At 75.3% G+C, this 26,178-nt stretch carries 22 protein-coding genes and 1 riboswitch; of the genes, 10 read left to right on the forward strand and 12 right to left on the reverse strand.

The window, feature by feature from the left end; all coding sequences use genetic code 11:
• Positions 1 to 13: 13 nt before the first annotated feature.
• A complete protein-coding gene (locus tag ACFYUZ_RS04250; protein ID WP_389306095.1) occupies positions 14 to 1,021 on the reverse strand; it encodes a zinc-dependent alcohol dehydrogenase family protein in 1,008 nt (335 codons plus the stop codon).
• A 90-nt stretch (positions 1,022 to 1,111) separates the two neighbouring features.
• Between ACFYUZ_RS04250 and ACFYUZ_RS04255 the strand changes: the two genes are divergently transcribed.
• The gene (locus ACFYUZ_RS04255) at positions 1,112 to 2,026 is read left to right on the forward strand and encodes an AraC family transcriptional regulator (protein WP_389306097.1); all 915 of its coding nucleotides are present in this window, start codon (positions 1,112 to 1,114) and stop codon (positions 2,024 to 2,026) included.
• On the opposite strand, the gene ACFYUZ_RS04260 is transcribed toward ACFYUZ_RS04255, so the two are convergent.
• Positions 2,023 to 3,384 carry an MFS transporter gene (locus ACFYUZ_RS04260; RefSeq protein WP_389306099.1) on the reverse strand — a complete coding sequence of 454 codons (1,362 nt, stop codon included), beginning with the start codon at positions 3,382 to 3,384 and terminating at the stop codon, positions 2,023 to 2,025. The two genes, ACFYUZ_RS04255 and ACFYUZ_RS04260, sit on opposite strands and share 4 nt — an antisense overlap.
• Positions 3,385 to 3,601: 217 nt before the next feature.
• On the opposite strand from ACFYUZ_RS04260, the gene ACFYUZ_RS04265 reads away from it, so the two are divergent.
• The 4 genes from ACFYUZ_RS04265 to ACFYUZ_RS04280 all read left to right on the forward strand — a co-directional run bounded on the left by ACFYUZ_RS04265 (position 3,602) and on the right by ACFYUZ_RS04280 (position 7,014).
• Entirely contained in the window at positions 3,602 to 4,522 is a 921-nt protein-coding gene (locus ACFYUZ_RS04265) for a GlxA family transcriptional regulator (protein ID WP_389306286.1), read from the forward strand.
• 93 nt (positions 4,523 to 4,615) lie between these two features.
• Positions 4,616 to 5,092 carry a GNAT family N-acetyltransferase gene (locus tag ACFYUZ_RS04270; RefSeq protein ID WP_389306101.1) on the forward strand — a complete coding sequence of 159 codons (477 nt, stop codon included), beginning with the start codon at positions 4,616 to 4,618 and terminating at the stop codon, positions 5,090 to 5,092.
• Between the two features lie 65 nt (positions 5,093 to 5,157).
• Complete coding sequence (locus tag ACFYUZ_RS04275; protein WP_389306103.1) at positions 5,158 to 5,865, forward strand: DsbA family oxidoreductase; 708 nt, start codon at positions 5,158 to 5,160, stop codon at positions 5,863 to 5,865.
• Between the two features lie 90 nt (positions 5,866 to 5,955).
• Positions 5,956 to 7,014, forward strand: a complete 1,059-nt coding sequence (locus tag ACFYUZ_RS04280; RefSeq protein WP_389306104.1) for an aminotransferase class V-fold PLP-dependent enzyme — start codon at positions 5,956 to 5,958, stop codon at positions 7,012 to 7,014.
• A gap of 195 nt (positions 7,015 to 7,209) precedes the next feature.
• Here the strand turns inward: ACFYUZ_RS04280 and ACFYUZ_RS04285 are convergent, their stop codons facing one another.
• The gene (locus tag ACFYUZ_RS04285) at positions 7,210 to 7,719 is read right to left on the reverse strand and encodes a MarR family winged helix-turn-helix transcriptional regulator (protein WP_389306106.1); all 510 of its coding nucleotides are present in this window, start codon (positions 7,717 to 7,719) and stop codon (positions 7,210 to 7,212) included.
• Between the two features lie 134 nt (positions 7,720 to 7,853).
• Here ACFYUZ_RS04285 and ACFYUZ_RS04290 point away from each other — a divergent pair, with 134 nt between their 5' ends.
• The gene (locus ACFYUZ_RS04290) at positions 7,854 to 8,924 is read left to right on the forward strand and encodes an alkene reductase (RefSeq protein ID WP_389306108.1); all 1,071 of its coding nucleotides are present in this window, start codon (positions 7,854 to 7,856) and stop codon (positions 8,922 to 8,924) included.
• Positions 8,925 to 8,979: 55 nt separating this feature from the next.
• Here the strand turns inward: ACFYUZ_RS04290 and ACFYUZ_RS04295 are convergent, their stop codons facing one another.
• Positions 8,980 to 10,077, reverse strand: a complete 1,098-nt coding sequence (locus tag ACFYUZ_RS04295) for a pyridoxal-phosphate-dependent aminotransferase family protein (RefSeq protein ID WP_389306288.1) — start codon at positions 10,075 to 10,077, stop codon at positions 8,980 to 8,982.
• Between the two features lie 239 nt (positions 10,078 to 10,316).
• Between ACFYUZ_RS04295 and ACFYUZ_RS04300 the strand changes: the two genes are divergently transcribed.
• Both ACFYUZ_RS04300 and ACFYUZ_RS04305 read left to right on the forward strand, forming a co-directional pair.
• Entirely contained in the window at positions 10,317 to 11,291 is a 975-nt protein-coding gene (locus ACFYUZ_RS04300) for a hypothetical protein (protein WP_389306110.1), read from the forward strand.
• 67 nt (positions 11,292 to 11,358) lie between these two features.
• On the forward strand, positions 11,359 to 12,444 hold the full coding sequence (locus tag ACFYUZ_RS04305) for an amidohydrolase family protein (protein ID WP_389306112.1): 1,086 nt from the start codon (positions 11,359 to 11,361) through the stop codon (positions 12,442 to 12,444).
• 27 nt (positions 12,445 to 12,471) lie between these two features.
• Here the strand turns inward: ACFYUZ_RS04305 and ACFYUZ_RS04310 are convergent, their stop codons facing one another.
• Together ACFYUZ_RS04310 and ACFYUZ_RS04315 are read right to left on the reverse strand one after the other, a co-directional pair.
• Positions 12,472 to 13,032: a GNAT family N-acetyltransferase gene (locus ACFYUZ_RS04310; RefSeq protein WP_389306113.1), complete on the reverse strand. Its 561-nt coding sequence runs from the start codon at positions 13,030 to 13,032 to the stop codon at positions 12,472 to 12,474.
• The gene (locus ACFYUZ_RS04315) at positions 13,029 to 15,158 is read right to left on the reverse strand and encodes a penicillin acylase family protein (RefSeq protein ID WP_389306289.1); all 2,130 of its coding nucleotides are present in this window, start codon (positions 15,156 to 15,158) and stop codon (positions 13,029 to 13,031) included. The genes ACFYUZ_RS04310 and ACFYUZ_RS04315 overlap by 4 nt, the downstream gene beginning before the upstream one ends.
• Before the next feature lie 365 nt (positions 15,159 to 15,523).
• Here ACFYUZ_RS04315 and ACFYUZ_RS04320 point away from each other — a divergent pair, with 365 nt between their 5' ends.
• Positions 15,524 to 16,510 (forward strand): SCO1860 family LAETG-anchored protein, encoded by a 987-nt coding sequence (locus ACFYUZ_RS04320; protein ID WP_389306115.1) that lies wholly within the window; start codon positions 15,524 to 15,526, stop codon positions 16,508 to 16,510.
• A gap of 108 nt (positions 16,511 to 16,618) precedes the next feature.
• On the opposite strand, the gene cobC is transcribed toward ACFYUZ_RS04320, so the two are convergent.
• Positions 16,619 to 18,556 (reverse strand): Rv2231c family pyridoxal phosphate-dependent protein CobC, encoded by a 1,938-nt coding sequence (cobC, locus tag ACFYUZ_RS04325; protein WP_389306117.1) that lies wholly within the window; start codon positions 18,554 to 18,556, stop codon positions 16,619 to 16,621.
• Here cobC and ACFYUZ_RS04330 point away from each other — a divergent pair.
• Complete coding sequence (locus ACFYUZ_RS04330) at positions 18,473 to 19,201, forward strand: ZIP family metal transporter (RefSeq protein WP_389306119.1); 729 nt, start codon at positions 18,473 to 18,475, stop codon at positions 19,199 to 19,201. The two genes, cobC and ACFYUZ_RS04330, sit on opposite strands and share 84 nt — an antisense overlap.
• A 2-nt stretch (positions 19,202 to 19,203) precedes the next feature.
• Here ACFYUZ_RS04330 and ACFYUZ_RS04335 read toward each other — a convergent pair whose 3' ends face one another.
• The 5 genes from ACFYUZ_RS04335 to ACFYUZ_RS04355 form a co-directional block, all read right to left on the reverse strand.
• A complete protein-coding gene (locus ACFYUZ_RS04335) occupies positions 19,204 to 20,550 on the reverse strand; it encodes a cobyrinate a,c-diamide synthase (protein WP_389306121.1) in 1,347 nt (448 codons plus the stop codon).
• Positions 20,544 to 21,152: a cob(I)yrinic acid a,c-diamide adenosyltransferase gene (gene cobO, locus ACFYUZ_RS04340; RefSeq protein ID WP_389306123.1), complete on the reverse strand. Its 609-nt coding sequence runs from the start codon at positions 21,150 to 21,152 to the stop codon at positions 20,544 to 20,546. Before cobO ends, ACFYUZ_RS04335 begins: the two co-directional genes overlap by 7 nt.
• Positions 21,152 to 23,176, reverse strand: coding sequence for a putative cobaltochelatase (locus ACFYUZ_RS04345; protein WP_389306125.1), 2,025 nt, complete (start codon positions 23,174 to 23,176; stop codon positions 21,152 to 21,154). The genes cobO and ACFYUZ_RS04345 overlap by 1 nt, the downstream gene beginning before the upstream one ends.
• Before the next feature lie 163 nt (positions 23,177 to 23,339).
• On the reverse strand, positions 23,340 to 24,848 hold the full coding sequence (locus ACFYUZ_RS04350; protein ID WP_389306127.1) for a cobyric acid synthase: 1,509 nt from the start codon (positions 24,846 to 24,848) through the stop codon (positions 23,340 to 23,342).
• Positions 24,845 to 25,819, reverse strand: a complete 975-nt coding sequence (locus ACFYUZ_RS04355) for a cobalamin biosynthesis protein (RefSeq protein WP_389306129.1) — start codon at positions 25,817 to 25,819, stop codon at positions 24,845 to 24,847. Before ACFYUZ_RS04355 ends, ACFYUZ_RS04350 begins: the two co-directional genes overlap by 4 nt.
• 34 nt (positions 25,820 to 25,853) lie before the next feature.
• Positions 25,854 to 25,986: riboswitch (cobalamin riboswitch) on the reverse strand.
• Positions 25,987 to 26,178 lie beyond the last annotated feature (192 nt).

A 26,178-nucleotide genomic window follows, 5' to 3' on the forward strand; every position in this document is an offset into this window, starting at 1 on the left:
CCGAAAGGCAGGCCTAGGAGGAGACGCGCACCACGATCTTCCCGAGGTGCGTGTTCGACTCCATCAGCCGGTGGGCGTCGGCGATCCGCTCCAGGCCGTCGAAGGTCTCGGCGATCACCGGCGCCAGGGAGCCGTCCCGCAGCCCCGAGCCGATGAACCCGGCGGCCCGCCGGCGGCCCTCCTCCGTCCTGGCGAGCGCCCCGTTCGCGTACGTGTGCGTGGTCAGCGGCCAGTTCTGCGACAGCTCGACCGGCCGGGGGTCGAGCCAGCCGTACAGCACGGCGGTGCCACCGGTCCGCAGCGCGTCGCCGAGCCGGGCGAAGCCGGGCCCGCCGATCGCGTCGAAGGCCAGGTCCGCGCCCGCCCCGCCGGTGATCCGCCGCACCTCTCCGACCAGGTCCTCGGTGTCCGTGGCGATCACGTGCGCGGCCCCCAGCTCCAGGAGCCGCTTCCGCTTCTCCTCGCCGCGGGTGGTGACGACCGGTACGGCTCCGGTCCGCAGCGCCGTCTGGATCGCGGCCGTCCCCACCCCGCTCGACGCTCCCGTGATCACCACGTGGTCGCCGGGGCGCAGCCCGCCGGTCAGCACCATCCCGCCGTACGCGGTGAAGTACGAGAGCCAGACCGCCGCCGCCGTCACCGCGTCCACCCCCTCGGGCCGGGCCACCACGTACTCCTCGGGCAGCACCACCCGCTCCGCGTACACCCCGTGGACCCCGAAGTCGAAGTTGGCCGCCGCCATCACCGGGTCGCCCGGGGCGTACGCCGTGACCCCCGGCCCGACCGCCTCGACCACGCCCGCCGCCTCGTAGCCGAGCCGCGAACCCGGCAGCGTGGCCGGGTAGTAGTACGTGCCGGAGCGGAACAGCGCCTCGGCGCGGTTCAGTCCGATCGCCTCCACCCGGACGAGCACCTCCCCGGGGCCGGGGGCCGGCAGCGGCACCTCCTCGACCCTGAGCACCTCGGGGCCGCCGAGCTCGTGGAAGAGAACCGCCTTCGTCTTCATGTCCGTTGTCGTCATGCCCCCGACGTTAGGAGGGGCGGGGGAGACGATCCATGTCCCCTCGGCTCCCCGTCATGTCCGATCGTCTCGCGCGCTACCGTTCGGGTCATGGACGTACTGAGCGATGCCATCGCCGCCATGCGCACCGGGCTCCCGCACTCCTCCCGCACCGTCCGCCTCGCTCCCTGGGGCGTCCGCTACCCGTCGAGCGACAGCGCCGGATTCCACGTCGTCCTCCAGGGCACCGCCTGGATGCTGCCCCCGGACGCAGCCGCCCCCGTCCGGCTCGGCCCCGGCGACGTCGTCCTCTTCGCCCACGGCACCGGCCACGGCCTCGCCGACCATCCCGGCACCCCGCTCGTCGACGTCCTGCCCGCCCCCGACGGCTCCTGGCCCACCCGGCCCGACCGGGGACCCGTCGGCACCGAGGAGACCGTGCTGCTCTGCGGCGCCTACCGGCTCAGCAGGGCCCGCGCCCACCCCCTGCTCACCGAACTGCCGCCGTTCGTCCACGTCCCCGCCCGGGTCGGCTCCCACCCCCGGCTGCGCGCCGCCGTCGACCTGCTCGGCGCCGAACTCGCCGAACCCCAGCCGGGATCCGACGCCATCGTCCCCGCCCTCCTCGACACCCTGCTCCTGTACCTGCTGCGCACCTGGTGGCTCGCCGAGCGCGCCGACCGCTCCACCGGCTGGTCGGCCGCGCTGAGCGACCCGGCCGTCGCGGGCGCCCTGCGCGCCCTGCACGGCGACCCCGCCAGGGCGTGGACGGTCGAGGAGCTCGGCGCGCTCGGGGGCCTCTCCCGGGCCGCGTTCGCCCGCCGCTTCACCGCCCTCGTGGGGCGCCCGCCCCTGGCGTACCTCACCTGGTGGCGCATGACCACGGCGGGCCGCCTCCTCCGCTCCGACGACCTCCCGCTCCGCGCGGTCGCCGAACGCTCCGGCTACTCCTCGGAGTTCGCCTTCGCCAAGGCCTTCAAGCGGGAGTACGGGGTGGCCCCCGGCCAGTACCGCAAGGGTGCCTAGGGGGTCCGGCGGCGCGGCAGCCGCAGCGAGGCCAGTGTCGTCAGGGCCAGCAGGCCCGCGCTGATCAGGAGGCTCGTGCGCAGGGCGGTCGCCATGTCCCGGGCCGCGAGGGAGCCGAAGACCGCGATCGCGAGCGCGCCCGCCGTCTGCCGGATCGCGTTCAGCAGACCCGCCGCCGTGCCCGCCCGCTCCGCCGGGACCGCCTCCATCATCGCCGCGATCAGCGGCGGCAGGGAGAAGCCGGCGCCCAGCGCGAGCGGCACGAGGAGCAGGGCCTGCGCCACCCGCGAGGAGTCCGCGTCCACGGCGAGCAGGCCGAGCAGCCCGGCCACCGCGACCGCCTGCCCCAGGACGATCGGCAGCCGCGCCCCGTACCGCGCGGCCGCCCTCGCCGACAGGACGTTCACCCCGGCCAGCAGCCCCGTCATCGGCAGGAACATCAGCCCCGCGCCGAGTGCCGAGAGCCCGAGCACCTGCTGGAAGAAGAGGCCGAAGACGAAGACCATGCCGTAGAAGGCCACGCTGTTCGCCGAACCGGCCGCCACCGCCACCGCCACCGTCGTGTTCCGGAACAGCCCCAGAGGCACCATCGGATGCCGCCGCCGCGCCTCGATCAGCAGGAACGCGGCGAAGGCGACCGCCGCGACCCCCAGCGCCCACCAGGCCTCCGTGCCGCCCTCGATGGCCGCGAAGGTCAGCGCCGCGAGCGCCGTCATCGCCGTCAGCTGCCCCGGCAGGTCCAGGGGGGCGGGCCGACGCTCCGAGCGGGCCACCCGGGTCAGCAGGGCGAGCGCGAGCACTCCGAGGGGCAGGTTGATGAAGAAGATCCCGCGCCAGCTCCAGGCCGTGGTCAGCGCCCCGCCCGCGACCGGGCCGAGGGCCACCGCGACCGTGCCGCCCGCCGCCCACAGCGACACCGCGCGGGCCCGCCGCCCGGGATCGCCGTACGCCTCCCGTACGAGGGCCAGCGAGGCCGGCAGCATCACGGCCGCCGCCGCGCCCTGCACCGTCCGGGCCGCCAGGAGCCCGGGCAGGCCGGGGGCCAGGCCGCAGGCCGCCGAGGCGAGGGTGAAGACGACGACCCCCGCCCCGTACGCCCGGCTCGCCCCGACCCGGTCGGCAAGCGCTCCGCTGGAGAGCAGCAGCGCGGCGAACGCCAGCGCGTACGAGTCGACCACCCACTGCAGACCCGTCATCCCGACCCGAAGGTCCGCGCCGATCGCGGGCAGGGCGACGTTGACGACGGAGGTGTCGAGGGTGATGAGGGCGAAGCCGAGCATGGCGGCGGCGAGGGCCGGGCCGGGGGAGGGGGCGCCGTGACGGCCAACGGGGGCCTCGGCGAGGAGTGTTGAGGACATGTGCCCAGCTTCGTGACCTGCGCGCCCGTACAGTAGTGGCTGGAATGCCATACGACCGGAGGTTCTGGCCATGCCGCCGACGACGCCCCCGCCCGCCGCGCCCGGCAGGTCCACCGCGGCCGGCAGGTCCGTCGCGCCCGGCAGGTCGGCCGCGCCCGGCAGGTCCGCCGCGTCCCGTGTCCGGCGCGTCGCCGTCATAGCCGCCCCTCCCGTCTCGATGTTCAACCTGGCCATCCCGGAGATGCTCTTCGGCAAGGTCGAGGTCGACGGCCGGCCCGGCTACGAGACGGTCATCTGCGCCCCCGACCCCGGGCCCGTCACCACCACCGGCGGCCTCGACCTGGTCGTCCCGCACGGACTCGAAGCCGTCGAGGGGGCCGACACCGTGATCCTCGCGGGCAGCGGGGCGTACGAGGACCCCGACCCGCGCGTCCTGGACGTCCTGCGCGCCTCCGCCTCCGGAGGGAAGCGGATCGCGTCCATCTGCACCGGCGCCTTCGCGCTCGCCGAGGCCGGACTGCTCGACGGCCGGGCGGCGACGACGTACTGGGCGTACCGGCCGCTGCTCGCCGCCCGGCACCCGGCCGTCGACCTCCAGGCCGACGTCCTCTTCGTCCAGGACGGCCCCGTGCTCACCTCCTCCGGGTACGCGGCGGGCATCGACCTCTGCCTGCACGTCATCCGCACCGACCACGGCGCCGCCGTCGCCAACGCCGTCGCCCGGCTCGCGCTCGTCGCCCCCGTCCGGCCCGGCGGCCAGACCCAGTTCACCGAGACCCCGCTGCCCCCCGAGCGCGGCGTCTCCTTCGCCGACACGCGCGCGTGGACGATGGAACACCTCGACGAACCCCTCGGCCTCACCGACCTCGCCCGTCACGCCGGCGTCTCCGTCCGCACGCTCTCCCGCCGTTTCCACGCGGAGACCGGCGTCAGCCCGCTCCAGTGGCTGCTCCACCAGCGCGTCGAGCGGGCGAAGGAACTCCTGGAGACCACCTCCCTCCCCATGGACCGGGTGGCCCGCGCGAGCGGCCTCGGCACGGCGGACTCGCTCCGCCGGCACCTGCTGCGCCGCACCGGCCTCACCCCCAGCGCCTACCGGTCCTCCTTCAACCGCCTGACGAGCGCCGGAACCGCGTGACCGGCGCGCGCCGGAACCGGTTCCCGGAGCGCGCAGGAACGGAGTCCCGGCGCGCACAGGAACCGAGTCCCGGCGCGCCGCGTTCGAAGGGGCATGATCCGACCCGCCACCGCCGACGACCTCGACGCCGTCGTCGCCCTCCACACCGAGGCCCGCGCCACCTACTACCGCGGCCACCTTCCCGACGACGAGTTCCTCGGTCCCGAGGCGGTCGCCGAGGCCCGCGCGCGCTGGGCGGACGCCGTCGCCCGCGGCGCCGTGCTCTGCGCCGAGGACGACGGCCGGATCGCCGGCGTCGCCGCCCACCGCGTCGACGGCCCGGCCGCCCTCCTCGGCCAGCTGCACGTCGCCCCCGCGCGGTGGCGCCGGGGCGTCGGCGGCGCGCTGCACGCGGCCTGCGTCGCGGCCTGGCGCGCCGCCGGAGCGACCTCGGCCCGCCTGGAGGTCTTCGAGGGGAACGCGCGCGCGAGGGCCTTCTACGCGGCCCACGGCTGGACGCCGGACCCGGACACCCCGCGCTCCGGCAGGCACCTGGTGCTCCGCCTCACACTCGCGCCGGAACCGGAATGAACCGGGCCGGTGGGGACGTTCCCGTGCTGGTACACCCCACCGGCAACCCCTCGGAGAGAAGTCACATGCGCGTCGAGATCTGGAGCGACATCGCCTGCCCCTGGTGCTACATCGGCAAGGCACGCTTCGAGAAGGGGCTCGCGGCCTTCGCCCACCGCGACGACGTCGAGGTCGTGCACCGCTCCTTCGAGCTCGACCCGAACCGCGCCAAGGGCGACACCGGCCCCGTCCTGGAGATGCTGGCGAAGAAGTACGGCCGCACCCTCGAAGAGGCCCGCGCCATGGAGGCGCACGTCGCGTCGAACGCGCACTCCGAGGGCCTCGCGTACCTGACCGACGGCCGCGACCACGGCAACACCTTCGACATCCACCGGCTGCTGCACCTCGCCAAGGAGCGCGGCCGCCAGAGCGAGCTCCTGGACCTGGCCTACCGCGCCAACTTCGCCGAGGAGCGCTCCGTCTTCGACGCCGAGACCCTGGTGGCGCTCGGCGTGGAGGCCGGTCTCGACGAGGCCGAGGTCCGGGCCGTCCTCGCCGACGAGTCGGCCTACGCCGAGGCCGTACGGGAGGACGAGCGGGAGGCCGCCGAACTCGGCGCCACGGGCGTGCCGTTCTTCGTCCTCGACCGCCGCTACGGCGTCTCCGGCGGCCAGCCCGCCGAGGTCTTCACCCAGGCCCTGGAGCAGGCCTGGCAGGGCCGCGCCCTCCAGCCGGTCGGCGCCGACGCGGAGGTCTGCGGCCCGGACGGCGCCTGCGAGGTCCCGCAGTCCTGAGGTTCTGACCTGCGGAGACGAGCGGGGCTTGGGCGTCCCCACGGTCGAATCGTCATTGACGGGTGATCGTGGGGAATCCAGGGTGGGGGCATGGATTCCCTTGACCAGCCGCTCGGCGGCGCCGAGTTCGCGCCCAAGAAGACCTATCTGAACACCTCCGCCTGCGGACTGCTGCCCCGCCGGACCGTCGAGGCGGTCACCCTCCTCGCCGAGGAGACCGCCGACGGCCGCGCGGGCGGCGCCGGCAGCTTCGACATCGTCGACGAGGCCCGCGCCGCCTTCGGCCGGATCGCCGGCGTCTCCCCCGAGCGCGTCGCCGTCGGCAGCTCGGTGGCGGTCCACTGCGGGATGATCGCCCAGTCGCTTCCGGCCGGCTCCGAGGTCCTCTTCCCGGAGGGCGACTTCTCCTCCGTCATCACCCCCTTCACGATCCGCGGCGACCTCAAGGTCCGCTTCGCGCCCCTGGACCGGCTCGCCCAGTCCGTCCGGCCCGGGACGGCGCTCGTCGCCTTCTCCGCCGTGCAGTCGGCGGACGGCCGCACGGCCGACTTCGCGGCGATCCGGGGGGCGGCGGCCGCCCATGGCGCCCGCACCCTCCTCGACGCCACCCAGTCGGCGGGCTGGCTGCCGCTGAACGCGGGGGAGTGGGACTACACGGTCGCCGGCGGCTACAAGTACCTGCTCTGCCCGCGCGGCGCGTCCTTCCTGACCGTCACGGAGGAGGCGCAGGACTCCCTGCTCGCGATCCACGCCGGCTGGGTCACGGGCGAGGAGCTGTGGGTCAACAGCTACGGGCCGGTCCGTGAACTGGCCCGCTCCGCCCGCCGTTTCGACGAGCCCGCCGCCTTCCTCTCGTACCACGGGGCGGCCCGTTCGCTCGCCCTCCTGGAGGAGATCGGCATCGAGCGGATCGAGGCCCACGACAAGGGGCTCGCGGCCCGCTTCCGCGCCGGGCTCCTCGACCTCGGGCACGCGCCGGTCACGGACGACTCGACGGTCGTCGCCGTCCCCGGCCTCGGGGACCGGGCGGACGCCCTGCACGAGGCGGGCGTCCTGCTCTCGGCCCGCGCGGGCAACCTGCGGGCGTCGTTCCACCTGTACAACACGGCGGCCGACGTGGACCGCGTCCTGGACGTCCTGGCGGGCTGACCCCCGGCGAACGGCACCCGACCCGGCGGGGACGGGCGCCGCGCCACGGACCGGCGGGCCGCGCCCCGGCGCAGTGGGGCGCGCCCCGACCCGGTGAACCGGGTCCCGGCGCGCTGAACCGAGTCCCGGCGCGCTGAACCGAGCCGCGTCCGGCAGGGTGGCCCCAGCGGCCCGTGCCCGGCCCCCGGGGCGGACTCAGCAGATCGCCCCGGCGGCCTCCTCGCCCGCTTCCTCGGTCAGGTTCCCGCCCACCAGGCCGAGCAGCCGGGCGAGCTCCGCCCGGTCGGCCGCGGGGAGCCCGGCGAGCGTGCTCTCCTCCAGGTCCGCCCACGCGCCCTCGACCCCGGCGCGCAGGGCCAGGCCCTCCTCCGTCGCCTCGACCAGGACCGCGCGCCGGTCGGCCGGGTCCGGGCTGCGGCGGACGTATCCGCACTGCTCCATGCGCTGGAGCATCTTCGTCACCGTGGAGGGGTCGAGGCCGAGGGACTGGATGAGCTCCGACTGGCGGACCGCCCCGCAGTCCCACAGGCGCATCATCATCAGCTCCTGGCCCGGGTAGAGGCCGAGGTCCCGCAGCCGCCGGCCCATGGCGATCCGGTGGAGCCGGGCGACCCACGCCAGGGCGTGGCTGACGGTCCCGCCGCAGGCGGCGGGTGCCGAGGGCCCGGCGGACGGGACGGTACAGACGGGGTCGGTTCCTGACATGCGGGCTCCTCGGGACGGCTCTCCTCCCCAAGATTACCTTTGGGCGACAGATTCTCTTGGCTGGCCAAGTAAATGGGTTACAGTGGCATCGGCCCGATTAGTTGGCCGACCACATATTCTTGTGAGGGACAGCCGTGACCACTGCATTCGACCCGATCGACCTCGCCGGCACCCGCCTCGCCAACCGCATCGCGATGGCCCCGATGACCCGCAGCCGCGCCAACGGCGAGGACGGCACCCCCACGGCGATCGTCGCCGAGTACTACGCCCAGCGCGCCTCCGCGGGACTGATCATCAGCGAGGGCGTCCAGCCCGTCCCCGAGGGCCAGGGCTACCCCAACACCCCCGGAATCCACAGCCGCGAGCAGATCGCCGCCTGGCGCGAGGTCACCGACGCCGTCCACGAGCACGGCGGCCGGATCTTCGCCCAGCTCATGCACTCCGGCCGGATCGGCCACCCCGACCTCCTCGACGGCGACCTCCACCCCGTCGGCCCCTCGCCCGTCGCCGCCGCCGGCCAGGTCTACACCCACGAGGGTCCCAAGGACTTCGTCGCCCCGCGCGAGCTCACCGGCGACCAGGTGCGCGAGGCGATCGCCGGCTTCGCCTCCGCCGCGCGCAACGCCGTCGAGGCCGGCTTCGACGGCGTCGAGATCCACGGCGCCAACGGCTATCTGATCCAGCAGTTCCTCGCCTCGGGTTCCAACCACCGCACCGACGAGTGGGGCGGATCCGTCGACAACCGCATCCGCTTCGCCGTCGAGGTCGTCAAGGCCGTCGCCGCCGAGATCGGCCCCGAGCGCACCGGCCTGCGCATCTCCCCGGCCAACACGCTCAACGACATCAGCGAGACCGACACGGAGGAGATCTACACCCGGCTCCTCACCGCGATCGAGCCCGTCGGCATCGCCTACCTCCACGTCCTGGAGACCGGCCCCGACCTCCGCCCGCTCGTCCTCGACCTGCGCAAGCGGTTCGCCGGCACCTTCATCCTCAACCCGGCCACCGGCGCCGACCCGACCGGTGCCGAGTCCCTGGCCCTGATCGAGGACGGCACCACCGACCTCGTCGCGTACGGCAGGCACTTCATCGCCAACCCCGACCTGCCCGCCCGCCTGAAGACCGACGGCCCCTACGCCACCCCGGACCCCGCCACCATGTACGCCGGCGGCCCCGAGGGCTACATCGACTACCCCGCGCTCTGAACCCGGGTACGCGAGAGGGGCGGGGGCCGAGGCCCCCGCCCCTCTCCCGTACGGACTACCAGGCCTCCGTGACCGCCCGGCGCGCCGCCTCCAGGTCCACCGCGCGGCCCGACTCGCCGAGCGCCGCGCCCAGGGCGGCGAGCGAGGACTGCACGGCGCCCGGGGTGGCGTCCACCCCGTAGTGGTTGACCCGGATCATCTCCCCGGCCAGCGCCCCGCCGCCCGCGATCAGCGGCAGCGACGGATCGGCCGCGAGGGCCTTCGCCACCAGCTCCGAGGCGTCGACACCGGCGGGCGTGCGCAGCGTCGTCGCCACCGGCGCCGCGTCCTCCGCCTCGTACACGTACGGCTCAAGACCCCCGCCCAGGGCCAGCGCGCCCGCACGGGTCGCGGCCGCCGCCGAGGCGTGCCGGGCCATCAGCGCGTCCAGGCCCTCCGCCTCGATCCGCTCCAGACAGGCCTCCAGGGCCAGCATCTCCAGCTGCGCCGGGGCGTGCAGCAGCGCCTTCCGGCCGCCGTCGATCCAGCGCTCCTTCCAGTCCAGGAGGGAGAGGTACGAGCGGCGCGGCGCGGCCGGGTTGGCGGCGAACCGCTCCCACGCCCGCGCGCTCACCGACACCGCCGACACCCCCGCGGGCCCGCCCATCGCCTTCTGCGCGCCGATGATGCACATGTCCACGCCCCAGGCGTCCGGCAGCACCGGCTCGGCGCCGATCGACGCCACGGCGTCCAGGTAGAACAGCGCGCCGTGCGCCCGCACGACCTCGCCGATCTCCGCCACCGGGTTGGTGTTCCCGGTCGCCGCCTCGGCGTGCACGAGCGACACGAAGTCGATCTCCGGGTGCTCGGCGAGCGCCCGCTCCACCTGCTCCGCCGTCACCGCCGTGTGGAAGGGCACCTCCAGGTCGACCACGGTCGCCCCGCAGTCCCGCAGCCAGTTCCCGAAGGTCTGGCCGTACGGACCGGTGACGACGTTCAGCGCGGTCGAACCGGCCCGCGCGCCGCTGCGGATGCACCCCTCCAGGGGCAGCAGCGCCTCGCCCTGGGTGATCACCACGTCCTGCTCCGTGGAGAGCAGGGCGGCCACCCGGCGCTCGATCGACGCGAAGTGCGCGGCGGTCATCGGAGCCAGGTCCAGCAGCGGATGTGTCACGGTCACGGAGGTTCCTTCTTCGGTGTCGCATGCGTGTCGCATACATCGGGATCGGGCTCGTGCCAGCGTAAGCGGTCCCCGGCGCCCCACCGGGGGCGGTGCGCCGTCACGGTGCGGTGCGGAACGTGTCACAGGGCTCCCACCACCGCGTCCAGGCGCTTCCCCCGGGGCCCCGCCGGTGGGATGGTGCGGGCCGAGCGGCCCCGACGGAGGCCGCCGGGAGGAACGGGGTGGACGGCATGATCCGGAGGAACGGCAGAACCGGAACCGGCGCGGAGGGGACGACCCGGCCGCGCCGGGCACTCGCGGCCGCCGCGGCGCTCGCCCTCGCCGCACCGCTGACCCTCGCCGCCCCGGGCGACGCGGGAGCGGCCGGAACGGTGTGGGCGGCCTCGAACCGCACGATCGTCTTCGCCCGCTACGACACGGCGGAGCCCGTCGAGGACCTGTACGCGATCGGCCCGTTCGGCGGCCTGCCCACCCGGCTCACCCACACCCCCGCCGTCAGCGACGTGATGCCCAGCTGGTCCCCGGACGGCAAGCGGGTGGCATTCCTCCGCTACGGCTCCGGCGGCGCGATCGACGGCATCTGGACGACGAACAGCGGGGGCGGCGACCTGAAGCCCGTGCCCGGCACCCAGGGCGCCTCCGACCCCGCCTGGTCCCCGGACGGCAAGCGGATCGCCTACTCGAAGCCGGTCGGCACCCAGCGCGAGGTCTTCGTGTCCGACGTCGACGGCACCCCCACCACCCGGCTCACCCACTCCGCGCAGGACGAGTTCCACCCGACCTGGTCCCCGGACGGCAAGAACCTGGCGTACAGCCGCGCGGACACCGCCACGGGGAACAGCAGGCTGATGCGGATCCAGCTGTCCACCCTGGCGCAGACGCCGATCACCCTGGCCGGCTCCCACGACTGGACGCCCGACTGGTCGCGCGGCAACCGCATCGTCTTCAGCCGCGTGGGCTCCACCGGCTTCGCCCACCTCTACGTCGTCCGGCCCGACGGCGGGGAGACGCACCGCATCACCTCGGCCCGCGCCGACGACAAGTACCCGTCCTGGTCGCCGGACGGCGGGCGGCTGGTCTTCACCCGGGGCGGCACCGACGACGCCGACCCCGAGCACCTCTTCCTGGTACGGCCCGACGGCACCGGGCTCTTCCAGCTCACCAAGACCGACTCGCACGACCTGGAGGCCGACTGGCGCCCGTGACCGCCCCGCCGGGACCGTGACGGACATCGCCGCCCGGGACCCGGGCGGCGGCTCGTAGAGTGCGGGTATGAGCGATCACGAGGTGCTGCACGTGAAGGGGCGGGTGCTCGTCGGCCCGGAGGACGCGCGCGACGAACTGTGGTGCGTCGACGGGCGGATCACCTTCGACCGGCCCGCCGCCGAGGCCGTCACCGTCGAGGGCTGGGTGCTCCCCGGACTCGTCGACGCCCACTGCCACGTCGGCCTCGACCGGCACGGCCCCGTCGACGAGGCCACCAGCGAGAAGCAGGCCCTCACCGACCGGGACGCCGGCACCCTGCTCATCCGGGACGCGGGCTCGCCCTCCGACACCCGCTGGATCGACGAGCGCGAGGACCTCCCGAAGATCATCCGGGCGGGCCGGCACATCGCCCGCACCCGCCGCTACATCCGTAACTACGCCCACGAGATCGAGCCCGCCGACCTCGTCGCGTACGTCGGCCGCGAGGCCCGCCGGGGCGACGGCTGGGTCAAGCTCGTCGGCGACTGGATCGACCGCGAGGCGGGCGACCTCACCGCCTGCTGGCCGCGCGCCGAGGTCGAGGCGGCCATCGCGGAGGCGCACCGGCTCGGCGCCCGGGTCACCGCCCACTGCTTCGCCGAGGACTCGCTCCGCGACCTCGTCGAGGCGGGCATCGACTGCGTCGAGCACGCCACGGGCCTCACCGAGGACACCATCCCGCTCTTCGCCGAGCGGGGCGTGGCCATCGTCCCGACCCTCGTCAACATCGCGACCTTCCCGCACCTCGCCGACGGCGGCCAGGAGAAGTTCCCCCGCTGGTCGGCGCACATGCGCCGGCTCCACGAGCGCCGCTACGACACCGTGCGGGGCGCCTTCGACGCGGGCGTGCCCGTCTTCGTCGGCACCGACGCGGGCGGCTCCCTCGCCCACGGCCTGGTCGCCGAGGAGGTCGAGGAGCTGACCCGGGCCGGCATCCCGCCGATCGACGCGCTCTCGGCCACCGCCTGGGGGGCCAGGGCCTGGCTGGGACGCCCCGCCCTGGAGGAGGGCGCCCCGGCCGACCTCGTCGTCTACGGCGAGGACCCGCGCGCGGACGTCCGCGTCCTCGCGGCGCCGCGCCGGGTCGTCGTCAACGGCCGGGTCGTGGGCTGAGCCCCGGGCCGGCCGGGCCTTCGGCGGTCAGCGGCTCAGGAACGCCAGCCGGGCCCGCTTCTCCGGGATGAAGACCTCCGGCAGGTCCACCTCGGGGAGCACGACCTCCGGGCCCAGCTCGAAACCGGCCCGCAGCATGCGGGCGATCGCCTTCTCGTTGGCGGCGTCGGGATCGATCACGATCCGGGTGCGGTCCGTCAGCGAGAAGTCGACGAGCGCGGTGAGCAGCCGGCCCGTGAAGCCGGCCTCGGGGGCGAGCCCCGGCGCGACGAACAGGTGCACGCCGATGTCGCCGGGCCGCACCTCGTAGCACTCGCCCACCCGGTCCGCCGCCGGGTCGTACGTCTGGAACAGGGCGACCGGCTCCCCGTCCCGGCTGACCAGGTAACCGTGGTGCGTGGTCAGCGAGTCGAGGTGCGCGTAGATCTCCCGGACCTGCTCGACGGTGGTCCCGACCATGCCCCAGAAGCGGGCCCGCTCCTCGTTGACCCAGCCGTGCAGGAGCGGGGCGTCGCCGTCGGGGTCGACGGGGCGGATCGTGACGGTCCCGAAGCCCTCGACGGTCTGGACGTGTACGGCGGTGGTCATACCTGCTCCTTCGTGAGCTTCTGCCAGTCGGTGGTGACGGGGGCGAGCTCGCCCCGCAGCCACAGGGGGAGTTGGTCGCGGTGGTGCGGGTCACCGGGAACGCCGGACGCGCCGAACGGCACGATCCAGCGGCTCCGCTCCCGGTCGGCCAGGTCCCAGACGTACCGCGCGGCGGAGGCGCGGGCGCTGCGGTCGGTCCAGCCGGGCACGCTGGACGTGGAGAGCACGCAGTCGTGGTCCCCGCCGAGTCCCGGCCACCGGTCGTCGTCCGGGTCGGGCAGCGCCTGCCACGGCGCGAGCCGGTGCGTCAGGCCCCAGGCGGCGGGCGGCTCCCCGGCGCCGACCTCGTCGAGCGCCTCGCGCACGATCCGGTCGACGTCCGCGGCGGGCACGGGTCCGGCCACGAGCAGCGTCTCCAGGGCGAAGGCGACGCGCGGCCCGAGCGCCAGCCAGGGCCGGAAGAGTTCGGGGTACGGGGCGGGTTCGCGGAGCGCCGCGAAGGCCTCGTGCCCGGCGAGCCGACGCACGACGGCCCCGCGCACGGCCGCGTAGAGCCCGGCGTCGACGCTCTCGGCGTCCATCCGCCGGTCCCAGCCGAGCAGCCGCCGCCGGACGTCGGCACCGGCGGGGGAGAGGCGGGCGGACCGGCCGTCGCCGCCGACGCCGCCCGGGGTCCCGCCCGCGCGGCGGACCGCCTCCAGGAGGCGGGTCGCCGAGGGGTTGTCGGTGTCCCCGTGGATCGCGGCCGTCGTCTCCGGCGTCCAGGCCGCCGAGGCGCGCAGCAGTTCGTCGATCCGGGCCGCCCGGTGCGGTGGCGCGAACTCGACGCCCAGTGGCGCGGCCAGGCCCCGGGCGTTGGCCATCACGGCGTGGCCGCGGACCTCGGCGCGGGGCAGGGGGGCCGGCGCGTCGGCCCAGGCGTGCGCCGGGTCCCAGGCGGGCACGACGCGCAGGGAGTTGGCCCGGTCCCGTACGGGCACGTGGCCGGCGACCCGGTGCAGGAGACCGCCCCGGGTGTCGGCGGCCTGGACGACGTTCACCGGCTCGACCCAGCCGTCGAGGGCCGCGTCCACGTCGGCGACGGTCCGGGCGCGCAGCAGCGCGGGCAGCACCCCGAAGCCGAGCTCCCCGGTGACCCGGGGAGGGTGCCGCAGGCTGAGCCCCTCCCAGTCGGCGGAGCCGTCCCGGGGCTCGCCGACGATCACCGGCCCCCGGTCCGTCTCGACCACCTCGATCCCCACCGGCTCCGCGTCCGCGACGTCGACCGTCTCCGTGTGCGCGGCCGCCGGGGCCCAGCCGTCGGGGCCGAGGGCCTCCACGGTGCCGTCGGGGAGCCGCCGCAGCCGCTCCCGGTACAGGTCCTGGTAGTCCGCCATCGCGTTGGTGATCGCCCAGGCCACCGGCCCGGTGTGGCCGAAGTGGGCGAGGCCGGGGACGCCGGGCACGGCGAGGCCCACCACGTCGTACGCGGGGCAGGCGAGCCGGATCTGCTGGTAGACGCCCGGCGCCTCGATGAACCGGTGCGGGTCGCCGGCCACCAGGGCCGCCCCGCTCGCGGTCCGTCCGCCCGCCACGACCCAGCCGTTGGAGCCCGCGGTCCCGGGCCCGTCGGTCGCGAAGAGCTCCGTCCACTCCTCGCCGAGCCGCCGGGCGACCTCGTCCCGCCACAGTTTGGTGGGGAAGCCGGCGAAGAGGATGTGGGTCGAGAGCCAGACGGCGAGCGGGGTCCACGGCTCCCACCGGCCGGCCGCGAGGCCGGTCGCGGCGAACTCGGGTGCGCGGTCGGCCCCTTCGGCGAGACCGTCGTTGACCCCGGCCACGTACGCGCGCACCCACGCGGCCGTCGCCGGGTCGGTCGCCGCGAGCCGCTCGAAGCAGCGGCGGGCGGTGTCGGCGAGCCGGGCCCGCCGGACGAAGACGTCCCAGCCGAGCTCGGCGGCGCCGAGGAAGGCCGCGGTGGTGCCCTGGGCCCGGTGCCGCTCGACCTCCAGCTGCCAGGCGCGGTCGCGGGCGGTGACCCGCCCCTGGGCGAAGGCGAGTTCCCCGGGGTCGGCGGCCCGCAGATGGGGGACGCCCCAGGCGTCCCGGTAGACCTCGATGCTCACGGAGACCCCGATCCCGTCCATGTCCGACCGTACGGATGCGGCCAACCTTCTTAGGTTAGGCTGGCCTAAATTAATCTACAGGAGGCCGGGGTCGGTCGCTCTCGCCGGGTTGACGATCCGTGACCCGGCGGCGCCGCCGATCGTTCTCACCGATTCCGCGCACGCCTCCCCATACGAAACGCGCGGGGTGGCTGAGAACGGTTGTGTCGAAAAAAATCGAAAATGAACACGGAAACCCCCCTTTGGAGTGAACTCACGTCAGGCGACTGCCAGTTCACTCTCCGTGCGTAAAGATTCCGGTGTCTCAAGTCGCCGAGCCGTGCCGACCCACCGTCCCCGTGGTGAACGGCCGGCGACGCCATGTCTCCTGTGGGGGTTCCACCATCTTGAACAGCAACACCTTCCGCCTGCCCGCACGCCGTTCCGCCGCTGCCGCGACCGTCGCCGCCCTGGCCGTCGGACCGGTGCTCCTCGCGGCCCCGACGGCGCACGCCACGGGCGGCGAAGGGCGCTCCACCGCCGTCGTGCTGCGGGCCGGCCTCGACGTCTCCCTCCTCGGCAAGGCCGTGGACGTGCCGGTGCGGACCTCGCTCAACGAGGTCGAGGCGCCGGCGAGCGAGAGCGAGACCGCGCTCTCCGTGAAGGTGCGGGGGGCCGAGGGCGGGAAGCCGGTCGACCTCCTCAAGGCCGACGTCGCCACCGCGGACGCGACCGTGGACGAGAAGAAGGCCGAGGGGCACGTCAACCTCGTCAAGGCGCGGGTGCACGTCCCCGGCCTCCCGCTGCTCTCCCTCGTCGAGGTCGAGAAGGTCACGTCGAAGGCGCTGTGCGAGGTGGGGAAGAAGCCGGTCGCCGAGTCGAACGTCCTGGGCCACGTCACCGTGTTCGGGAAGAAGACCACCCTGTCCGCCGGCGGCCGGACCCAGGTCGCCGTGCCGGGGGTCGGGCAGGTCACCCTGGACCTCTCCCGCACGTCCACCACCTCCCGCACCGCCGCGGCCACGGCCCTCGAACTCAAGGTGGAGGTCGACCCGCTGAAGCTCGGCGTCGCCGCGGTCGACGGCACGGTGACCCTCGCCGAGGCCACCTGCGAGACGCCCAAGGGCACGGCCCCGACCGAGAAGCCCACCCAGAAGCCGACCGAGAAGCCCACCCAGAAGCCGAGCGAGCAGCCCACGCGGCAGCCCTCGGCCAGGCCGAGCGACGCCGGCGGCATCAAGACGAACAACGGCGGCACCACGCCCACCGAGAACCTCGCCGAGACCGGCGGCAGCTCCACCACCCCGTACATCGCGGCCGGAGCGCTCGCCCTCCTCGTCGCCGGCGGCGGCGCCCTCGCCGTGACCCGCTCGCGCGCCCGCTCCCGCGACTGACGGCCCGAGGGGGAAGCGCCGGGGGGCGCCGGGAGGGAAGCGGGGGTCCGGGGAGGGCGGTGACGACACCGCCCTCCCCGGACCCTTCCGCACGCCCCGGCGGGGCGATCAGCCGCCGATCAGCAGCGCCTGGTCCAGTGCCTGCAGGAAACGGTTGGTCGTCACCCGGTCCCGGACCGCGAGCCGCAGCCAGTTCCGGTCGAGCCCCGGGAACGTGTCGCCCCGGCGGGCCGCGAACCCCAGCGACCGCAGCCGCTCCCGTACCGCGTCCGCCCCGTCGATCCGCAGCAGCACGAAGGGGCCCTCCGCCCCCGCCACCGTCCGCACCTCGTCGAACTCCGCGAGCCCGGCCAGCAGATGGGCCCGCTCCACCCCGATCCGGTGGGCCGCGTGCTCCGCCTCCGCGAGCGCCGCCCGCGTCATGCACGCCTCCGCCGCCACCAGGGCGGGCGTCGACACCGGCCACAGCGGCTGCGTCCGCTCCAGGGCCGCGATCGTCTCCGGCTCGGCCAGCACGTACCCGATGCGCAGCCCGGCGAGCCCCCAGGTCTTGGTGAGGCTCCGCAGCACCACGAGCCCCGGCACGTCGGTCCGCCCGGCCAGCGACTCCCGCTCGCCCGGCACCGCGTCCATGAACGCCTCGTCGACCACCAGGGTCCGGCCCGGGCGGGCGAGCGCCGCGATCGAGGCGGCCGGGTGCAGCACGGAGGTCGGGTTCGTGGGGTTCCCGATCACCACCAGGTCCGCGTCCTCCGGAACCGCCGCCGGATCCAGCCGGAAGCCGTCCTCCTCGCGCAGCAGCACCCGGCCCACCTCGTGCCCGGCGTCCCGCAGGGCCGCCTCCGGCTCGGTGAACTGGGGGTGCACCACCACCGGCCGCCGCACCGGCAGGGCCCGTGCGAGCAGCACGAACGCCTCCGCCGCGCCGGCCGTCAGGAGCACCCGCTTCGACGGCAGGTCGTGCCGCTCGGCGACCGCGGCCCGCGCGGCCCGGCCGTCCGGATAGGCCGCGAGACCGGTCAGCGAGTCGGCGATCCGTCTCCGCAGCCAGTCCGGCGGGGTGTCCGTCCGGACGTTGACCGCCAGGTCGATGAGTTTCTCGTCCCGGACCTCGGCGTCGCCGTGATGGCGCAGGTCGTGGGCGTCGGTGTGCGTGTGCGTGTCCATGGCCGCCGTCGTGTGGGGGGTGGGGATGGTGGGGGGTGAGCCAGGCTCGCCAGCGATGTACCCGTGCGTCAAGGGCAACAACCGTGCGACGGACGTCACTTCGTTCGGACGAAACGGGACGAAACATGCGATCGCGCAGGTCGCGCGCCGGGATTTCCGCTTCGGGACGACCAACACGGCCCCGCGCCGGCCGACGAGCGGCCCCCCGGCCCCCGCCCCGGTGTCCGTCTCCGTACTCGCCCCGGTGCCCGCCTCCGTAACCGCACCCGCACCCGCGGCCGCCTCCGTGCCCGGGCCCCTGGCCGTCTCCGCGCCCGGGCCCGTGTCCGCCTCCGCGCGCTTGTACGACGCCGCCTCCGAATCCGCGCCCGCCTCCGCGGATCCACCCGCCTCCGCAGACCCGTCCGCGCCCGTCCGGCCCTCCGCGCCCGCCTCCGCGGGCCCGCCCCGGCTCCCCGAGCCGTCCGCCCCCGCCGCGAGCAGTGCCGCGGCCTCCGCCACGGAGGCCGTGCCCGTCGCGGCCAGCGGCAGCGCCGAGGGATGCGGTACGGGAACGGCCGCCAGCTCCCGGGCCGAGAACCCCCGCACGGGCACCCCGAGGGCCGCCGCGGCCGCCACGATCCCCGGCTCGGCGGTCCGCGCGTCGAGCGTGGCGAGCGACCGCACGCACCCGGCCGGGAGCCCCGCCTCCCGCAGGACCTCCCCGATCAGCGCCAGCAGTTCCTCCGCCGTCGTCCCCGACCGGGCCCCGACGCCGAGGTGCGCACCCGCCGCCCCATCCGATAGCAAAGGCCCATGGCAGTAGTCGTCGCGCTCGGCGCGTTCCTCATGACGCTCTTCGGCGGCTGGGTCGCCGGGCGCGTCACCGACCGCCGCCACCTCGTCCTCGGCCTCGCCGGCGGGCTCATGCTCGGCGTCGTCGGACTCGACCTGCTGCCGGAGGCCCTGGAGGCCGCGGGGAAGAAGGTCTTCGGCGTCCCGGAGGCCCTGCTGCTCTTCGTCGGCGGCTTCCTCTTCGCGCACGTCGTCGAACGCCTCCTCGCCGTCAACCGCGCCGCGCACGGCGTCGGCGCCGACGAGAGGGTCCCCCAGGTCGGCCTCACCGCGGCCGCCGCGATGGTCCTCCACAGCCTCATGGACGGCATCGCGCTCGGCGCCGCCTTCCAGGTCGGCGGCGGCATGGGCGCCACCGTCGCGCTCGCCGTCATCACCCACGACTTCGCCGACGGCTTCAACACGTACACGATCACGAGCCTCTACGGGAACGCCCGCCGCAAAGCCGTCGCCATGCTCGTCGCGGACGCCGTCGCCCCGCTCGCCGGCGCCGGGCTCGCCACCCTGTTCACCCTTCCGGAGGAACTGCTCGGCTGCTATCTCGGCTTCTTCGGCGGCGCCCTGCTCTACCTCGCCGCGGCCGAGATCCTGCCGGAGGCCCACCACGAACACCCCGCCCGCTCCACCGTGCTGTGCACGGTGGCGGGCGTGGCCTTCATCTGGTTCGTGGTGGGCGTCTCCGGCGGCTGACCTCACGCGCAGTGCCCCACGAACCGCGCGGCGACCTCCGGGGACCCCGCCCAGTGGGTGTGCACGTAGCTGGCGTGCACCCCGCCCTGCACGAAGCCCTCCACCCGACGCTCCGGCTGCCGCAGCCCCCAGGCCGCCAGCGGTCCGGCGCCCGGCTCGATGACGGTGCGGTGGAACTCGTGCCCCCGCATCCGCGTCCCGGCCGGCGCGAGGACGCTGTCGTTCACGGCGACGGCGTCCCGGTAGCCGAGCGTGAGCCGCTCCGACATCCGCGCGTCGGCGTCGAGCACCCCGCACATGGGCGTGCCGTCGAGCGACCGCGCCAGGTACAGCAGCCCGGCGCACTCGGCGGCGACGGGCGCGCCGGATGCCGCCAGCTCGGCGACGGCCTTCCTGAGCGGCTCGTTGGCGGACAGCTGTTCGCCGTACATCTCCGGGAAGCCGCCGCCTATGACGAGTCCGCGGGTCCCCTCGGGGAGCGCCTCGTCCCGGAGCGGGTCGAACGTGACGACCTCGGCCCCCGAGGCCCGCAGCAGCTCGGTGTGCTCGGCGTACGAGAACGTGAACGCCGCCCCGCCGGCGACGGCTATGACCGGCTTTCGGCCGGGCTCGGGTGCCGACCACGGCCCGTGGGCGTCCCACGGCTCGGCGTCCAGCGAAGGCGCCGACCGCGCCAGCGCCAGCAGCGCCTCCATGTCGCACCCGGCGAGAACCTGCTCCGCCTGCGCCGCGACCGCCTCCACGGCAGCGGCCTGCCGCTCGGCGACCGGCACGAGCCCGAGGTGCCGCGACGGCGTGGCGACGGCCGGCGCGCGCCGCAGCACGCCCAGCACCGGCACCCCGGACTCCCCGAGCGCCTCCCGCAGCAGGTGCTCGTGCCGGTCCGTCGCGACCTTGTTGAGGATCACGCCCCCGATCCGCACCTCCGGGTCCCAGGACGCGAACCCGTGCACGAGCGCCGCCACCGACCGCGACTGCGAGGACGCGTCGACGACGAGGACCACCGGCGCCTTGAGCAGCTTCGCGACCTGCGCGGTGGACGCCAGCTCGCCCTGGTCGGCGGCGCCGTCGTACAGGCCCATGACCCCCTCGACCACGGCCAGGTCGCAGCCGCGCGCCCCGTGCAGGAAGAGCGGCGCGATCAGCCCCGTACCGCACATGTACGCGTCGAGGTTGCGGCCCGGGCGGCCGGTCGCGAGCGCGTGGTAGCCCGGGTCGATGTAGTCGGGCCCGACCTTGTGCGGGGAGACGGCCAGACCACGGCCGGCGAACGCGGCCATCAGGCCGGTCGCCACCGTGGTCTTGCCCGCGCCGGACGACGGCGCGGCGATGACGAGACGTGCTACCACTCGATGCCCCGCTGGCCCTTCTGACCCGCGTCCATCGGGTGCTTCACCTTCGACATGTCGGTCACCAGGTCGGCGAAGTCCTGGAGCTCCTGCGGCGCGTTGCGGCCGGTGATGACGACGTGCTGCTGCCCGGGACGGTCGCGCAGCACCTCGACGACCTCCTCGACGTCGATCCAGCCCCAGTGCAGCAGGTACGCGAACTCGTCGAGGACGTAGAACTTGTACCTCTCCTCGGCGAGGTCCCGCTTGACCTGCTCCCAGCCCTCGCGGGCCTTCTCCTCGTGGGACTGCTCGCCCTCGGCGACCTCGCGCTGGATCCAGGACCAGCCCTCGCCCATCTTGTTCCAGGTGACCGTGCCGCCCTTGCCGGTCTCGCCGAGCGCCTTGAGGGCGTTCTCCTCGCCGACCTTCCACTTGGCGGACTTGACGAACTGGAACACCCCGATCGGCCAGCCCTGGTTCCAGGCGCGCAGCGCCATGCCGAACGCGGCGGTCGACTTCCCCTTGCCGACGCCGGTGTGCACCATCACCAGCGCGCGGTTGCGGCGCTGACGGGTGGTGAGGCCGTCGTCGGGCACGACGGTCGGCTGTCCCTGCGGCATTAAGCGGCCCTCCATGCTGACTGCGTTGTCTGTCCTGCTGCCTGTACGTCTCTGACGAGCCCGGCGATCGAGTCTGCGCGCAGCTCGTCCAAGGTCACGGCGGTGCCGCCGAGTTCCCGCGCCAGGGTCCCCGCGAGCCCGAGCCGCACCGGCCCGGTCTCGCAGTCCACGACCACCGACGCCGTGCCCTCGGCCGCGTGCAGCCGCGCCGCGCGGGCCGCGAGCGCCACCGGGTCGGCGCCGCCGCCGGTCGCCCGCCCGTCGGTCACGACGACGAGCAGCGGCCGGCGCGAGGGGTCCCGCAGCCGTTCGACCCGCAGCACGTCGTGGGCCTTGAGCAGCCCGGCGGAGAGCGGCGTACGGCCTCCGGTCGGGAGCTTCTCCAGGCGGGCGGCGGCCGCGTCCACGGACGAGGTCGGGGGCAGCGCGACCTCGGCGTCCCGCCCCCGGAAGGTGACGAGGCCGACCTTGTCGCGCCGCTGGTAGGCGTCGAGCAGCAGCGAGAGCACGGCGCCCTTGACGGCGCTCATCCGCTGCCGCGCGGCCATGGAGCCGGAGGCGTCCACGGCGAACAGCACCAGGTTCCCCTCGCGGCCCTCCCGGGTCGCCTGCCGCAGATCGTCCCGGCGGACGACGAGCCCGGGCCCGGACCGGCCGCGCGCCCGCTGGTGCGGGGCGGCGGCCCGGACGGTCGCGGCCAGGTGCAGCTTGGTGAGGGCGCCCCGGGGCCGGGTCGAGCCGGTGGTACGGCCGTGCTCGGTGCGGGCCCGGGAGCGGCGCCCGGCCGCGCCCTCGCCGAGACCGGGCACGCTCAGCGCCTTCGTGCGGAAGGGCTCGCCGGCCTTGACGGCGGCACGCTCGCCGGCGCCGGAGCCCTGCGGGGCGGGCGCGCTCTCCGGCGCCTCGGCGGACTCGGGCGCGGGACCGTCGGGCCCCTCGCCCTGCGGCGGAACGCCCCCGCCGCCGCCGGGACCACCGTCACCCGGACCGTCCGGCTCCGGGTCCTCGTCGTCCCCCTTGAACCGCTCCAGGGTCTCGTCGAGCTTGTCCTCGTCGAGGCCGGGCGCGTCGAAGGGCGAGCGCCGCCGCCGGTGGGGGAGGGCCAGGAGCGCGGCCTGCCGCACGTCCTCCGAGGTGACCTCGGTCCGTCCGGCCCAGGCGGCGAGCGCGGTCGCGGTGCGGGCCATCACGATGTCGGCGCGCATGCCGTCCACCTCGAACGCCGCGCAGGTGGCGGCGATCTGGAGCAGCACCGCGTCACCGAGCTTCACCCGGGGCAGCGACTCCCGGGCGGCGACGATCCGTTCGCGCAGGGCCGCCTCCTCGCCGGCCCAGCGGGCGGCGAAGGCGGCCGGGTCGTCCTCGAAGGCGAGCCGCCGCCGGACGACCTCGACCCGCTGCTCCGGATCGCGGGACGCGGCCACCTCGACGGTCAGCCCGAACCGGTCGAGCAGCTGCGGGCGCAGCTCGCCCTCCTCGGGGTTCATGGTCCCGACGAGCAGGAAACGCGCGGCGTGCCGCACGGAGACGCCCTCGCGCTCGACGTGCGAGGCGCCCATGGCGGCGGCGTCGAGCAGGTGGTCGATCAGGTGGTCGGAGAGGAGGTTGACCTCGTCGACGTAGAGGATGCCCCGGTGCGCGGCGGCGAGCAGCCCCGGCTCGAAGGCCTTCACGCCCTCGGCGAGCGCCTTCTCGATGTCGAGCGCGCCGACGAGCCGGTCCTCGGAGGCACCGACGGGCAGTTCGACCATCCGGGCGGGACGGGAGGTGCCGGGCGCGTTGCCGTGCGGCCCGTCCGGGCAGCCCGGATCGGGCGAGGCAGGGTCGCAGCTGAACCGGCAGCCCGCTACCACCGGGACCTCGGGCAGCAGCTCGGCGAGCGCGCGAACGGCGGTGGACTTCGCCGTCCCCTTCTCACCCCGCACCAGTACGCCGCCCACGGCCGGGCTGACGGCTGTCAGCAGCAGCGCGAGCCGCAGGTCGTCCATGCCGACGACGGCGGTGAACGGGTAGCGGGTCTTCATCGAATGCTCGCTCCTTCGGGTGACTTCTGTTCGACTCGGCCGTAGGCGCGTGAGCCTTGGGCGAGACTGTCGGCGTTCCCCGCGCTCAGGGGGATGACCCCGCCGTCAGCCCAACTGTGGGCGGAGTTCTCGTGTGCTCCCCGCCCACGCGGGGATCCGGTGCTCACGGCGCCCCCGGCGGTACGAACGGCAGCCCCGTCGGGGCGCCCTCCTCGATCAGCCGCAGCAGCGCGTCCGTGTCCGCGTGCTCCTCGATCAGGTCGCCGAGCCGGTCGAGCTGCTCCTCCCGCAGCGCGCCGAACGACGTGTCCGGCGCGGGCACGAACCGCCGCCCGGCCGCCGCCGCGACCTCCCGCAGGAACGCCCGCCGGAAGCCGTCGCTCTCCAGCGAGCCGTGCCAGTGGGTGCCCCACACGGTGCCGACCCGGCAGCCGTCCAGGAACGGTTCACCGCCCCGTACGTCCGCGACGCCGTGGTGGATCTCGTACCCCTCGACCCGCTCGCCGAGCGCCTCGCCGACCGGCCTGGCGAGGGTCTTCTCGACCCCGAACCGGACCCGCACGGGCAGCAGCCCGAGCCCGTCGACCACGCCGGCCTTCGACTCGACCTCGTCCTCGATGCGCTCGCCGAGGGCCTGGAAGCCGCCGCAGACGCCGAGCACCGGCCGGCCCTCGGCCGCGCGCCGCACGAGGGCGTCGGCGAGCCCCCGCTCGCGCAGCCACGCCAGCGCCCTGACCGTGCCCCGGGTGCCCGGGACGACGACGAGGTCCGCGTCGACGAGCTCCTCGGGCCGGTCCACGAACCGGACGACGACGCCCGGCTCGGCGGCCAGCGCGTCGACGTCCGTGAAGTTGGACATCAGCGGCACGGCGCACACGGCGACCCGCAGCACGTCCTCGCCGACCGGCGGCGCGACGACCGACTCGCGGACGGTGCCCCGCAGCGAGACCCGCAGGCCGTCCTCCTCGTCGATGCCGAGCCCGTGCGCGTACGGCAGGACGCCGAAGGTCCGGCGGCCGGTGAGCCCGTGCAGCATGTCGAGGCCGGGTTCGAGGAGGGTCACGTCGCCCCGGAACTTGTTCACGAGATAGCCCGCCACGAGCGACTGGTCCTCGGGGCCCAGCAGCGCCGTCGTCCCGAAGAACTGGGCGAAGACCCCGCCCCGGTCGATGTCCCCGACGACGACCACGGGCAGCTTCGCGGCCCGCGCGATGCCCATGTTCACGATGTCCGTGCGCCGCAGGTTGATCTCGGCCGGACTGCCCGCCCCCTCGCAGATCACGGCGTCATACGTGCCCCGCAGCTCCTCCAGGCACGCCAGGACCGGCTCGAAGAGTTCCTTCTGCCGCCCGCCGTGGTAGCCCCGGGCGCTCAGCTCGCCCACCGGCCTGCCCATGAGGACGACCTGGCTGGAGCGGTCGCTGCCGGGCTTGAGCAGCACCGGGTTCATGAGCGCGGTCGGCTCCACCCGCGCTGCCTGCGCCTGCATGGCCTGCGCCCGGCCGATCTCGGCGCCCTCCCGGGTGACGAAGGAGTTCAGGGACATGTTCTGTCCCTTGAACGGCGCGACCTTGACGCCCTGCCGGACCAGCCAGCGGCAGATGCCGGCCGTGACGACGCTCTTGCCCGCGTCGGACGTGGTCCCGGCGACGAGCAGCCCCCCACCCCTCATGCGTTCCTCCGCTTCAGCGCGCTCGCGATCATGCGGCCGCCCACGCAGGCGGCCAGGGTCAGTCCGGTGATCCGGCGGGAGAGCCGGACCGCGCGGTCGATGTCGGCGACCTCGACGGGCCGCCCCTCCCCGTTGAGGACGGGCCGGTGCTCGACCCGCCCGGCGTACGAGAGGGTCCCCCCGAGCCGTACGCCGAGGGCGCCCGCGAAGGAGGCCTCGACCGGTCCCGCGTTCGGGCTCGGGTGCTTCGCGGCGTCCGCCCGCCAGGCCCGTACGGCTCCGCGCGGGTCGCCGCCGGCGACGGCCGCGAGCGCGGCGGTCAGCCGGGCCCCGGGCCAGCCGGCCAGGTCGTCGAGGCGGGCCGAGGCCCAGCCGTACCTGCGGTACCGGGGCGACTTGTGGCCGACCATCGCGTCGAGGGTGTTCACCGCGCGGAAGCCGACCAGGCCCGGCACGCCCGCGACCGCTCCCCAGAAGAGGGCGCCCACGACCGCGTCGGAGGTGTTCTCGGCGACGGACTCGACGACCGCGCGGGCCATCGCGGGACCGTCGAGGGACTGCGGGTCGCGTCCGCAGAGGTGTGGCAGCCGCTCCCGGGCCACCTCCAGGTCCCCGGCGGCGAGGGCGCCGCCGATCGCGCGGGCCTCGCGTCCCAGGGTCGTGCCGCCGACGACGGCCCAGACGGCCGCCGCGGTGAGCGCGACGGATCCGGCGCGGCTGCCCCGTGCCGTACGGGCGGCGAGGGCGCCGGCCGTGACGGTGGCACCGGCGCAGACGGCGGTGTGCAGGACGCCCCAGCCGCGGTGGTCGCGCCACAGGGCCCGCTCGACGCGGGCCGCCGCCCGGCCGAAGGCGGCGACGGGGTGTCCGCGGCGGGGGTCGCCGACGAGCAGATCGACGGCGAGGCCCAGGGCCGCGCCGTACGCGAAGACACCGGTGGCTGGGGAGACGCTGCGGCCGCGGCCGGGCATGGCGCTCTGTCCTCACTCAGGGTCCGCGCCCTGGATCGACGTGACCGGCGGCGAGAGTTCCTGACTCCCGGACCCGTGGGATCCGGTCACAGTGGCGGGACCGCGCCGGATTCGCACCGGACTTCCTCTACTGCCGCCGTAATGGCCCCGGCAGTCCACCACGGGCCGAGAACAGCCGTCAACTCACCCTTGACCTGCACCGCGTCACTGTGCGAAGCACCACAAACACGACGGCCGGGGGGGGGGGCCCCCCGGGGGGGGGCCCCCCCGCCGGGGGGGGGGGGGCGGGCGGGGGCGGGGGGGGGGGGCGGGGGGCCGCCCCCCCCCCCGGCCCCGGGGGAAGCGGGGGTGGGGGCGGG

The sequence above is a fragment of the Streptomyces sp. NPDC004266 genome, from assembly GCF_042874095.1.
Lineage (GTDB): Bacteria > Actinomycetota > Actinomycetes > Streptomycetales > Streptomycetaceae > Streptomyces.

Bases quoted from the DNA above. Each gene is read 5' to 3' on its own strand.
- ACFYUZ_RS04250 (WP_389306095.1), bottom strand. From the start codon at position 1,021: ATGACGACAACGGACATGAAGACGAAGGCGGTTCTCTTCCACGAGCTC.
- ACFYUZ_RS04255 (WP_389306097.1), top strand. From the start codon at position 1,112: ATGGACGTACTGAGCGATGCCATCGCCGCCATGCGCACCGGGCTCCCG.
- ACFYUZ_RS04260 (WP_389306099.1), bottom strand. From the start codon at position 3,384: ATGTCCTCAACACTCCTCGCCGAGGCCCCCGTTGGCCGTCACGGCGCC.
- ACFYUZ_RS04265 (WP_389306286.1), top strand. From the start codon at position 3,602: ATGTTCAACCTGGCCATCCCGGAGATGCTCTTCGGCAAGGTCGAGGTC.
- ACFYUZ_RS04270 (WP_389306101.1), top strand. From the start codon at position 4,616: ATGATCCGACCCGCCACCGCCGACGACCTCGACGCCGTCGTCGCCCTC.
- ACFYUZ_RS04275 (WP_389306103.1), top strand. From the start codon at position 5,158: ATGCGCGTCGAGATCTGGAGCGACATCGCCTGCCCCTGGTGCTACATC.
- ACFYUZ_RS04280 (WP_389306104.1), top strand. From the start codon at position 5,956: ATGGATTCCCTTGACCAGCCGCTCGGCGGCGCCGAGTTCGCGCCCAAG.
- ACFYUZ_RS04285 (WP_389306106.1), bottom strand. From the start codon at position 7,719: ATGTCAGGAACCGACCCCGTCTGTACCGTCCCGTCCGCCGGGCCCTCG.
- ACFYUZ_RS04300 (WP_389306110.1), top strand. From the start codon at position 10,317: ATGATCCGGAGGAACGGCAGAACCGGAACCGGCGCGGAGGGGACGACC.
- ACFYUZ_RS04305 (WP_389306112.1), top strand. From the start codon at position 11,359: ATGAGCGATCACGAGGTGCTGCACGTGAAGGGGCGGGTGCTCGTCGGC.
- ACFYUZ_RS04310 (WP_389306113.1), bottom strand. From the start codon at position 13,032: ATGACCACCGCCGTACACGTCCAGACCGTCGAGGGCTTCGGGACCGTC.
- ACFYUZ_RS04315 (WP_389306289.1), bottom strand. From the start codon at position 15,158: ATGGACGGGATCGGGGTCTCCGTGAGCATCGAGGTCTACCGGGACGCC.
- ACFYUZ_RS04330 (WP_389306119.1), top strand. From the start codon at position 18,473: ATGGCAGTAGTCGTCGCGCTCGGCGCGTTCCTCATGACGCTCTTCGGC.
- cobO (WP_389306123.1), bottom strand. From the start codon at position 21,152: ATGCCGCAGGGACAGCCGACCGTCGTGCCCGACGACGGCCTCACCACC.
- ACFYUZ_RS04345 (WP_389306125.1), bottom strand. From the start codon at position 23,176: ATGAAGACCCGCTACCCGTTCACCGCCGTCGTCGGCATGGACGACCTG.
- ACFYUZ_RS04350 (WP_389306127.1), bottom strand. From the start codon at position 24,848: ATGAGGGGTGGGGGGCTGCTCGTCGCCGGGACCACGTCCGACGCGGGC.
- ACFYUZ_RS04355 (WP_389306129.1), bottom strand. From the start codon at position 25,819: ATGCCCGGCCGCGGCCGCAGCGTCTCCCCAGCCACCGGTGTCTTCGCG.